Genomic DNA, 8001 nt, shown 5'->3' with positions numbered 1-8001 from the left:
CGACGCCCTGGACCGGCTCCGCGACTACCACCGGCGGGCCGCGGCCGCCGCGGTCCGGCTCAAGTTCACGGCGTCTCCGGAGGCGGCGACCAGCGCGGCCGGGCCGGTCGGGGACGACTCGGCACCCGCGCCGTTGCACGACCCGGCGGCGGCCGGCGTGTGGTTGGACGCCGAACGGTCCAACCTGATGGCAGTGGCCTCGGCGGCGGGACCGGCGGGCCATGTGACCGAGATGTCGACCATCCTGGCGCCGTACCTGGATGCCTGCGGCCACTACCCGGAGGCGATCGCGTTGCACACGGTCGCGGCGTCGATCGCCTCGGCCGCCGAGGACGCCGCCGGGGCCGGGGCCGCGCTGAACCGGCTCGGCGCGGTGCACGCCCACCGTGGCGACCTGGCCGCCGCGGTCGACTGCTACCAGCAGGCCCAGGCGTGCTGCGACCAGGCCGGGAACACCGCAGGCGCGGCGACCGCCCTGCACGGCATCGCGGTGGCCCGCTTCCGCACCGGTCGCTACCGGCAAGCGCTGGACGCGGCCGAAGAGGCGTTGACGCGCTACCGCGCGGCCGGCGACGAGCTCGGCGCGGGCGAGGCGCTGAAGACCATGGCACTCCCCCACCTGCAGCTCGGGCAATATCCGACCGCGATCGACCTCCTGCACCGGGCGCTGGACCTGCACCGCGCGGCCGGCGACCGGACCAACGAGGGCCGCTCACTGAACAACATCGGTTTCCTGCACTACCGGATCGGCGACGACGACGAAGCCCTCGAGTACTTCGAGCTGGGCCGGGCCATCGCGCTGGACCTGGGTAACCGGGCCGGCGAGGCGGTGGCCATGATCAACCTCGCGCACCTGGCCGCCCGGCAGGGCCGGACCAGGCAGGCGTACGCCGGGCACCGCGACGCCGTGGCGCTGTGCGCGGAGATCGGCTACCGGTCCGGTCAGGCCGAGGCCCTGCGCGGGCTGGGTGTGGCGTGCCGCCGGCTGGGCGGGCTGAAGGAGGCGTTCGCGCACCTCACCGAGGCGCTGGCGCTGAGCCGGGAGCTGAGCGACCCGGACATGGAGGCCGGCGCGCTGGACGACCTCGGCGAGACCCTGCGCGCGGCCGGCCGGCTGCCCGAAGCACTGCGGCACCACACCGCGGCCCATGCGATCTCGACCCGGTCGGGTGACCCGTACGCGCAGGCGCGCGCCTTGTCCGGGCTGGCCGCGGTGCTGGACTCGGCCGGCCAGCCTGCCGCGGCCCGCGACCATCGGAGCCGGGCGGAGGCGCTGTACGACAAGATCGGCGTACCGCGACACGCCCGCGACTGACCCGCCGGCCGGTCGCCGGTCGTTTGCGGCCGGCGGATACGGTCCGGGCCGTGCACCCGCTGACCACCCTCGAGCCGGATGACCTCAGTGGCTGGTGGATCTGGTACGCCCTGCTCCAGGTCTGGCGGCTCGTGACGTTCCTCGGAGAGGCCGCCCCCTGGCTCGCCGGGGCGGTCGTCGTGGCGCTGGCCGGGCTGGTCGTGCTGCTGCGGTTCGGCGCCCGGCGGCGAGCGGCGGCCCGGGCCGAGGCCGCTGACCAGCCCACCGGAGACCGCGAGGGTCTGGCTGACGTGGGATTCTGAGGATGGACCGGCACCCTGCTGCACCCCACCCGGATCGTGCGCTACAGTGGTCCCGTTGCAGTTTTGATTTCCGTAGACGTTTTCCGGCGCCTGATGGGTTATCCAAAACCTTTCGGGCGCTTTTCGTTTTGGGTGTCGGTTTCGACGCAGGTAATCAACGCGGCGGCGTCAGAGTCCGCGCAGTGCGGTCTCTACAGCCTGCGAAGGAGCAGACATGACTACAGGCACCGTGAAGTGGTTCAACGCCGACAAGGGCTTCGGCTTCATCACCCCGGACGACGGCGGCGCTGACGTCTTCGCCCACTTCTCCGCCATCGCGACGAGCGGCTACCGCAGCCTCGACGAGAACCAGAAGGTGGAGTTCGACATCACCCAGGGCCAGAAGGGCCCGCAGGCGGAGAACATCCGCCCGCTCTGACCCTTGCTCTGCGAACGGCGGCCTGACTGGTTCAGCGGGCCGCCGTTCGGCGTTTCACCCTTCCGTCACAGCACCACGGCTTGATTGACTGTCAGGCCGCACGGACCGTAGGTGCACGGCGTTTTCCCCCCGAAGGTTGATGAATATGACGACGACGTACTCAGGCCCTGCGCGGCTGACCCTGGCTGACGGCGCGTGCATCTCCGGCATGGCCTCCCTCAGCACCAACCAGCGCGGCGGACTCGACGGATGGGGCGGCACGTTCCGTCCGGACGAGATCACCACAGACCTTCGCGACGCGGTCGAAGGGCTGCAACTGGAACTGCCCTACGACCGGGTGGGGACAGTTGCCGTCACCGGCATGCGCAAGCTGCTCGCCACGCAGCTGTTGATTTCGCTGGCCGGGCGAGGACCGGCACCGTTCTGACGGTGCGCGCGCCGCTGACCCGATAGTCGTTCAAGCAGTCACGACTTCGCGGCGCCGGCGTTGTTCGGCCCGCTGCAGGCTGCCCGAGAACCGCGTGGTGTCGAACCACGTGGGGAAGGCCTTGGCCAGGCGGCTCGGCCCGAGGAACCGGGCGTGCCCGTTGGCGACCATGTCGCGGAAGGGCACGATGCCGACGAGCCAGCGGTGCATCTGTGCGGTGTCGGCCTCGAGGGCGAGATCGACGGGCAGGCCCTGGTCCTCCCTGCAGACCGTGATGCCCGGGCGCTGGATGTCCAGCCAGCCTTGGGCGCCACCGGCCCCGGTGAGGACGAGGTGCACCACGGTACGGGCCTCAGGAAGCTTGGCCGGGATGGCGGCCTGGTGCGTGCGCCAGATCAGCGTCAGGCCGTCGCATTCCTCGTCGGTCGGATCTCCGAACATCCATTCAGCGGCCCAGGCGCCCATTGCCCACACGATGGGGGTCAGCGCCTGACCGGCCGCGGTCAGGGCGTAGACGCCCGACAAGCCGGCCCGGCTCGCTTCATGGGTCAGCAGGCCGCGCCGCTGAAGTTCGCGCAGCCGCTGCGCGAGCAGGGTGCGACTCATCCGCGGAATGCCGCGGTGGATCTCGTTGAAGCCACCGGCACCGACCATCACCTCGCGGATGATCAACGGGGTCCAGCGGTCTCCCAGCACCTCGACGCTGGCCGCGATGGGGCAGTACTCCCGGCGATTCATCTGGCCATCGTGCTCGCTTTCGGCACCACCCGGTAGTACGGATCCTGTACCGCCCAGGCCCTGCCCAGCAGCTCGCCGGCAGCGCAATCGGTCCGGTTCGTCTCCTTCGCCCGGCAATCAAAGGGGGCCTGGGCCGGTACGACATCGGCACTGGTCGCCCCGGTCGCCGGACCCCCATCCTCGGTGACAGGCATTCAGCCAGGTCCGTCGGGGACCTGGGCCGAGGAGCGGAGACACGACATGACTGCGACGGACATCCAGCCGATCGATCAAGGAAGACTCGAGGCATTCGTCGGGCAGGCGGTCCTCGACATGGGCGCGGCCATCTCGGGGCTGCTGCTGCACATCGGCGATCGGCTGGGCCTCTACAAGGCGATGGCCGGGGCCGGCCCGATCACGTCGGCCACGCTGGCCCACCGGACCGGCACCGCGGAGCGGTACGTCCGGGAATGGCTCGGCAACCAGGCCGCCGGCGGCTACGTCGTCCACCACCCGGCGGACGGCACCTACGAGCTGCCTCCGGAGCAGGCCATGGTGGTCGCGAACGAGGACAGTCCGGTCTTCCTCGGCGGCGCGTTCGAGACCATCGCCTCCTGCTACGCCGACCACGACGTGTTCGTGAACGCGTTCCGCACCGGCGCGGGAGTCGGCTGGCACGAGCACGACGACCGGCTGTTCTCCGGGGTGCTGCGGTTCTTCCGCCCCGGCTATGCCGCCCACCTGGTCGAGCAGTGGCTGCCGACCCTCGACGGAGTGGTGGACAAGCTCCGTTCGGGGGCGAGCGTCGCCGACGTCGGGTGCGGATTCGGCGCGTCGACGATCATCATGGCGCAGGCGTTCGAACGCTCGTCGTTCGTGGGCTTCGACATCCACCAGCCGTCGATCGATGCCGCTCGCGAGGCGGCGGACCGGCTCGGCGTGAGCCGGCGGGTGAGGTTCGACATCGCACCGGCCAAGGACCTGCCGGGCCACGGGTACGACCTGGTGTGCCTGTTCGACACCCTGCACGACATGGGCGACCCGGTGGGGGGCGCGCGCCGCATCCGGCAGGCCCTGGCCCCGGACGGCACCCTGCTGCTCGTCGAGCCGGCGGCCGGGGACGCGGTCGAGGACAACCTGAACCCGGTCGGGCGGGCCTACTACGGCCTGTCCACGGTCATCTGCACCCCGGGTTCGCTGGCTCAGGACGTCGGGCTGGGACTGGGAGCGCAGGCCGGTGAACGGCGGTTGACGGCGGTGCTGCACGAGGCCGGCTTCACCCACGTGCGCCGGGCGACCGAAACCCCGTTCAACATCGTTCTCGAAGCCAGGCCATAGGCCTTCCCGAACCTGGAGATGATCATGAACGTCGAAACGACTGTCACGGAAAGCGTTGTCCGCCACCACCTGCAGGCATTTCTGGACCAGAAGCCGGTCGCCGCGATAGTGAGCGACTACGACGACGACGCGCTTTTCTACAGTGAGGCCGTGATCTATCGCGGCAAACCGGAGATCCACGGTTTCTTCGAGAACTTCATCGCGGCTCTGCCGGCCCGGGCCATCGAGCGTTTCGCGCTCAGGAGCCTGCGGGTCGACGGCAACATCGCCTACATCACCTGGTGCATAGGCAGTGACATCCCCCTGGGGACCGACACCTTCGTCGTGGCCAACGGCAAGATCGTTTCTCAGACGTTCGCAATGTATGCGGCGCCGGCTCAATAGCGTGCGCTGCCTGCACCGGGCACCGCGAGCGCCATACTGGAACAGGTCCGCTGGGACGAGTCGCGAAGCGCCGCGGCGCTGACACGAGAGCCGGGGTCGCCTGTGGAGAACACGCCATTCGACACGTTCGAGGCTCTGGCGCGGACCGCTGACGCCATCGCGGAGACGGCCGAGGCCAGCGCTGAGGTCCACGATCAGGCGGTCGACCATCTGCCAGGAGCGGCGGAACATGCTGAACGCGACCGTCGCTTCGCCGCCGCCGAACGCGCTGCCGCACATGCTTACCGCAACCATGAAGTGCCGCCGGCCGAGGTCCGTCAGGTCATCCGCGAGACCCGTCCCGGCCGGGACGCTCAAGACGAGCCACGAACGTCAACCTGATGCGTCACGCGAGCGGCCGCGGTGATACGCGGGCGTTGGTCACCCGTACGGTGACCGTCGATTCGCTCCGGGTGAGGTAATGTCGTTCCGTCGGGACAGTTCTCTCGCTCCGGCATCGCTGCTCCGGCCCTCGGCAGTTCCTCCATCCTGACCAGGTGCCAAGGAGCCGCTGTGGCCGCAATGATCTGCTGGGTCGTGCGACCGGTCGGCCGCGCCTCTCGCGTGGACGGTTCGTGGTGACCGCTGTCGACCGGCGGGCGCAGGCCCGGCCGTTGGAGTCCCCGTACCTCATCAACGTCGTCACCGATCGTCACGGCGTCGGGGCGGCCGTCACGACCGACGCGGGCCTCGAGGTGATCGAGGTGGCGGTGCACGGCCGGTGGTCGCCTCAGGTGAGCGACCGGGTGGCTGCCGCGCTACCCCTGTGTCTGGCCGGGCCGTCCCCCTCGATCATCGTCGACCTGCGCGATCTGGAGGACACGTACGGGGCGAGTCTGCCGTTCTGGCTGGCACTGTGGCGGGAGGCCAGGCTCGCTGACACGCCGATGCACATGGCCTTCTGCTTGCCGGAGGCGACTGCGTTGAGCCGGCGCCTGCGGAATCTCGAAGGGCCGCAACCACGCGTCTTCGCCACTGTGCGCGAGGCGCGGATAGGGATCGCCGCCCGGGTGTCGCGGGCCGACCGTCGGCAGGTCCGCCTGGAGCCTCACCCGGCATCCGTCGCAGCCGCGCGCACCCTGGTCACGCAGGCATGTCGGCTCCAGAACCTGCCGGGAGTGCTCCAGGATGCCTGCCTGATCGTGTCCGAGCTGGCCGCCAATGCCGTGGAACACGCCGGCACCGATCTCGTCGTCACCGTGTCCCACAGCGGCACCCGGCTGCACGTGGCGGTTCACGACCGCGTCAGCATGTTTCCCCGCCCGGGCGAACTCGAGCTCGTCGGCCCGCGGGGAGAACTCGAAGAACGAGGCCGGGGCCTGCCGCTGGTGCACCGGGTCGCCACCGCCTGGGGCGTCGTGCCGACGCGTCACGGCAAGGTGGTGTGGGCGACGGTGATGTGATCACCCGCTCGCCGTTCGGTGAGCGTTCGCGGCGATCGTGAGGAGGGCTTACGGTGTCCACATGGATGCCGCTGGAGACACCGATTGTGCCCGGTGCGGTGGCCCGGTGGTCGTCGCCGATGAGTCGAGCCATCCGTGCGGCGTCTCTGTACAGCATGGCCGGTGCGCAGCCTGCGGTGTGCGGCTGTGGCGCCTGCTGGATGGGCTGCGCGCACCGGTGACCGGCTCGCGTGGCCGATGGACGGCCGCGGCCGTGGGCGTCGGACACGCGGTCTCCCGGTTGTCCCACCGTGCGGACCGTGCGACGCCTCCCGGCCTCCGCCCGGGTCAGCGGGTGGACCGCCGCCGGCCGTGACCGGTTCATCGATCACCCACCGGGCCGCTGAGGGCCCGGCGGGTGTCCGCGGCATCCGGCCGACAGAGCGACCGTGCCGCGTCAGCGCTTGGTGGACAGGATGTTCGAGGAGTGCCCGGCCTGCTCGTCGCGCTTCAGGCGCTTCGCCGTCTGCTTCTCCTTGATCGTCTTGCCCTTCTTCTTGACGTTCGCCTTGGTCGTCGAGTCCTTGGACATGATCGAACCTCCTGGAACAGGTCGGTGAACGTGCAGCGTGGTACCCGCCCTGACTGCGGCGTGCAGGTGATGAAGGACCCCGCGCAGTCACGGAGTCGTTCGCTGCACGCTGACCCTACGCTGTTTCCGCAGCTGGCAACCGTGGCAGTACATCGCGGGATGCGACCACGAAGCAGGCGTAGTCTTACCACTGTCGCTCCAGACCTCGGCGGCTCCGATCCAACGCCGGCGGACGCGACCCTGAGAGAGCAGACAATGATCATTTCCAAAGCCCTCGTGCTCAGCATCCTTCGCGAGCGTGGGCAGAACGGCCGAGCCGACTTCGTCGACCGCGAGCTGCCCGAACGCATCGACTCCGCGCAGCACGGGGGTCTGCTGGCCACACTGCACCTCGATCCGAGCAAGCTGGCCGCCGCCGATCCGGCGTGACGGGCCGGTAGCTCGGACGAACGTCAGGCTCGTGGCGACTGCGGCAGCTCAGCGACAAGCCTGGCGCCGCTTGTGGTGTCGGCCGCGTACAGGCTGCCGCCGTGGCGTACGGCGATGTCCCGGGCAATCGCCAGGCCCAGGCCGGCGCCGCCGTGGCGGCGATCCCGGGCCTGGTCGACCCGTGCGAACCGTTCGAAGACCTGTTCCCGGTCGGCCTGCGGGATGCCGGGGCCGTCGTCGCTGACCTCCACTCGAACGATGCCGGGCTCGGCTTCCGCGACGGTCACGGTGATGCGGTCGCGTGCGTATCGGGAGGCGTTGTCCAGCAGGTTTCTCAGCATTCTGGCCAGTTCTTCCTCGCGCCCGATCACCTGTGCGGGCCCCTCGGCCAGCACGACGAACCGCTCGTCCGGCGGCACCCGATAGCGGCGCTCACCGACCAGTTCCTCGGCGATCGCGGCGACATCGACCGGCTTTCCCCGAGCCGGCGTCGTCCGTTCCAGCCGGGCGAGCAGCAGCAGATCGTCGATGAGCCGCTGCAACCGTTCGGTGCCGGTGCGCAGCACCTCCGGGTCGACAGCGCCGCCGTGCGTGGCGGCGACCTCGACGGTGTTGCGCAGGCCGGCGAGAGGGCTACGCAGCTCATGCGCCGCGTCGG

The 8001-nt window shown here is 70.2% G+C and carries 11 protein-coding genes; 8 read left to right on the top strand and 3 right to left on the bottom strand.

The genetic code is table 11. The features are described 5' to 3' along the window. From AB0C29_RS23115 to AB0C29_RS23100, 4 genes are all read left to right on the top strand, one after another. A partial coding sequence (locus tag AB0C29_RS23115; RefSeq protein ID WP_360823505.1) for a tetratricopeptide repeat protein occupies positions 1-1315 on the top strand: 1315 nt, incomplete at its 5' end. A 50-nt stretch (positions 1316-1365) separates the two neighbouring features. Then, positions 1366-1617, top strand: a complete 252-nt coding sequence (locus AB0C29_RS23110) for a hypothetical protein (RefSeq protein ID WP_360823502.1) — start codon at positions 1366-1368, stop codon at positions 1615-1617. A 214-nt stretch (positions 1618-1831) separates the two neighbouring features. Beyond that, positions 1832-2035 (top strand): cold-shock protein, encoded by a 204-nt coding sequence (locus tag AB0C29_RS23105; RefSeq protein ID WP_184995226.1) that lies wholly within the window; start codon positions 1832-1834, stop codon positions 2033-2035. A 145-nt stretch (positions 2036-2180) separates the two neighbouring features. Beyond that, on the top strand, positions 2181-2462 hold the full coding sequence (locus AB0C29_RS23100; RefSeq protein WP_360823499.1) for a hypothetical protein: 282 nt from the start codon (positions 2181-2183) through the stop codon (positions 2460-2462). A gap of 30 nt (positions 2463-2492) precedes the next feature. On the opposite strand, the gene AB0C29_RS23095 is transcribed toward AB0C29_RS23100, so the two are convergent. Then, positions 2493-3200, bottom strand: a complete 708-nt coding sequence (locus tag AB0C29_RS23095) for a helix-turn-helix domain-containing protein (protein ID WP_360823496.1) — start codon at positions 3198-3200, stop codon at positions 2493-2495. A 240-nt stretch (positions 3201-3440) separates the two neighbouring features. On the opposite strand from AB0C29_RS23095, the gene AB0C29_RS23090 reads away from it, so the two are divergent. The 3 genes from AB0C29_RS23090 (at position 3441) to AB0C29_RS23080 (ending at position 6343) form a co-directional block, all read left to right on the top strand. Beyond that, the gene (locus AB0C29_RS23090) at positions 3441-4517 is read left to right on the top strand and encodes a class I SAM-dependent methyltransferase (protein ID WP_360823493.1); all 1077 of its coding nucleotides are present in this window, start codon (positions 3441-3443) and stop codon (positions 4515-4517) included. A gap of 24 nt (positions 4518-4541) precedes the next feature. Beyond that, entirely contained in the window at positions 4542-4901 is a 360-nt protein-coding gene (locus AB0C29_RS23085; RefSeq protein WP_360823490.1) for a nuclear transport factor 2 family protein, read from the top strand. 617 nt (positions 4902-5518) lie between these two features. Further along, positions 5519-6343, top strand: coding sequence for an ATP-binding protein (locus AB0C29_RS23080; protein ID WP_360823487.1), 825 nt, complete (start codon positions 5519-5521; stop codon positions 6341-6343). A 436-nt stretch (positions 6344-6779) separates the two neighbouring features. On the opposite strand, the gene AB0C29_RS23075 is transcribed toward AB0C29_RS23080, so the two are convergent. Next, the gene (locus tag AB0C29_RS23075; protein ID WP_360823484.1) at positions 6780-6914 is read right to left on the bottom strand and encodes a hypothetical protein; all 135 of its coding nucleotides are present in this window, start codon (positions 6912-6914) and stop codon (positions 6780-6782) included. Positions 6915-7169: 255 nt separating this feature from the next. On the opposite strand from AB0C29_RS23075, the gene AB0C29_RS23070 reads away from it, so the two are divergent. After that, positions 7170-7343 (top strand): hypothetical protein, encoded by a 174-nt coding sequence (locus AB0C29_RS23070; RefSeq protein ID WP_360823481.1) that lies wholly within the window; start codon positions 7170-7172, stop codon positions 7341-7343. Between the two features lie 23 nt (positions 7344-7366). On the opposite strand, the gene AB0C29_RS23065 is transcribed toward AB0C29_RS23070, so the two are convergent. Next, on the bottom strand, positions 7367-8001 hold a 635-nt coding region (locus AB0C29_RS23065; RefSeq protein ID WP_360823478.1), incomplete at its 5' end, for an ATP-binding protein.

Source organism: Actinoplanes sp. NPDC048791 (assembly GCF_040650095.1).
Classification (GTDB): domain Bacteria; phylum Actinomycetota; class Actinomycetes; order Mycobacteriales; family Micromonosporaceae; genus Actinoplanes.
Note: the sequence above shows the minus strand (reverse complement) of the source record. Positions and strands in the feature narration are given on the sequence as shown.